The 1,796-nt window shown below is 69.7% G+C and carries 1 protein-coding gene; it reads left to right on the top strand.

The features are described 5' to 3' along the window. The coding region (locus tag ACFYM6_RS36105; RefSeq protein ID WP_387282025.1) for an NAD-glutamate dehydrogenase domain-containing protein at positions 1 to 1,796 on the top strand (1,796 nt) is incomplete at both ends.

The following is a 1,796-nucleotide window of genomic DNA, read 5'->3' as shown; positions in this document are numbered from 1 at the left end:
AAGGACCTGCTGCAGATCCTGGAGACCTACCCGCGCGACGAGCTGTTCCAGATCAAGACCGACGACCTCTACCACGCGGTGATCGGCGTACTGCGCATGGCGGGCCGCCGGCAGCTGCGGGTGTTCCTGCGCCGGGACGGGTACGGGCGGTTCATCTCCTGCCTGATCTACCTGCCTCGGGACCGGTTCACCACCCAGAACCGGCTGCGCATGCAGGACATCCTGCTGCGCGAGCTGAACGGCGTCGGGGTCGACTACACCACCCGGGTCACCGAATCGATGCTGGCCCGGGTGCACTTCATCGTCCGGACCGACCCGAACAACCCGCCCGGGGAGATCGACGCCGACCTGCTCGCCGAGGAGCTGGCCGACGCCACCCGGCTCTGGGACGACGACTACCGGCTGGTGCTCGAGCGCAAGCTCGGCGACGAGCAGGCCAAGCACCTGTTCAGCAGGTACGCCGACGCGTTCCCGGAGGGCTACAAGGACGGGCACACGCCGTACGAGGCGATGAAGGACCTGGCCAAGCTGGAGCTGCTGGAGGAGTCCGGCCAGCTCGAGATGCACCTGTTCCGCAAGCAGCTCGCACCGCGGGTGAACGGCGGCGGCCAGGGCGCGGACGTCGACGAGACGATGGACGTCCGGTTCAAGGTCTACCGGTACGGCGAGCCGATGATGCTCTCCGCCGTGCTGCCGGTGCTGCACTCGCTCGGCGTCCGGGTGGTCGACGAGCACCCGTACGAGGTGGAACGGGTCGACGGCCGGATCTGGCTGTACGACTTCGGCCTGCGACTGCCCGAGGTGCACCAGGACCTGGCCGAGGTGCGCCCGCACGTGGAGAACGCCTTCGCCGCCGCCTGGCGGGGCGAGGCCGAGGTGGACGGCTTCAACGAGCTGGTGCTCCGGGCCGGGCTCACCTGGCGGCAGGTGGTGGTGCTCCGGGCGTACGCGAAGTACCTGCGGCAGGCCGGCACGGTCTTCTCGCAGGAGTACATGGAGCAGACGTTCATCGCGTACCCGGCGATCGCGTCGCTGCTGGTGGAGCTCTTCGAGACCCGGTTCGCCCCGGGCGCCACCGCCATGGACGAGCGGCGGCAGCGCAGCGGCGAGCTGGTCGACGCGATCGGCGCGGCGCTGGACGACGTGGTCAGCCTCGACCAGGACCGCATCCTGCGGTCGTACCTGACGTTGATCCAGGCCACCCTGCGGACCAGCTTCTACCAGAAGCCGGTCGGCGGGCGGCCCAAGTCGTACGTCGCCTTCAAACTGGACCCGCAGGCGATCCCGGACCTGCCGGCGCCGCGGCCGAAGTTCGAGATCTTCGTCTACTCGCCCCGGTTCGAGGCGGTGCACCTGCGGTACGGGCCGGTGGCCCGGGGCGGCCTGCGCTGGTCCGACCGGCGGGAGGACTTCCGCACCGAGGTGCTCGGCCTGGTCAAGGCGCAGATGGTGAAGAACGCCGTGATCGTGCCGGTGGGCGCCAAGGGCGGCTTCGTGCTGAAGCAGAAGCCGGGCGACCGGGACGAGGCGGTGGCCTGCTACAAGGAGTTCGTCGGGGCGATGCTGGACGTCACCGACAACATCGCCAGCGGGGAGATCGTGCCGCCGGAGGACGTGGTCCGGCACGACGGCGACGACCCGTACCTGGTGGTGGCGGCGGACAAGGGCACCGCGACGTTCTCCGACATCGCCAACGAGATTTCCGCCGCGCACAACTTCTGGCTGGGTGACGCCTTCGCCTCCGGCGGCTCGGCGGGCTACGACCACAAGAAGATGGGCATCACCGCCCGGGGCGC

Source organism: Micromonospora sp. NPDC006431 (assembly GCF_042870725.1).
GTDB lineage: Bacteria > Actinomycetota > Actinomycetes > Mycobacteriales > Micromonosporaceae > Micromonospora.
The sequence above is the reverse complement of the archived record's forward strand: the minus strand, read 5'-3'. Positions and strand labels throughout refer to the sequence as shown.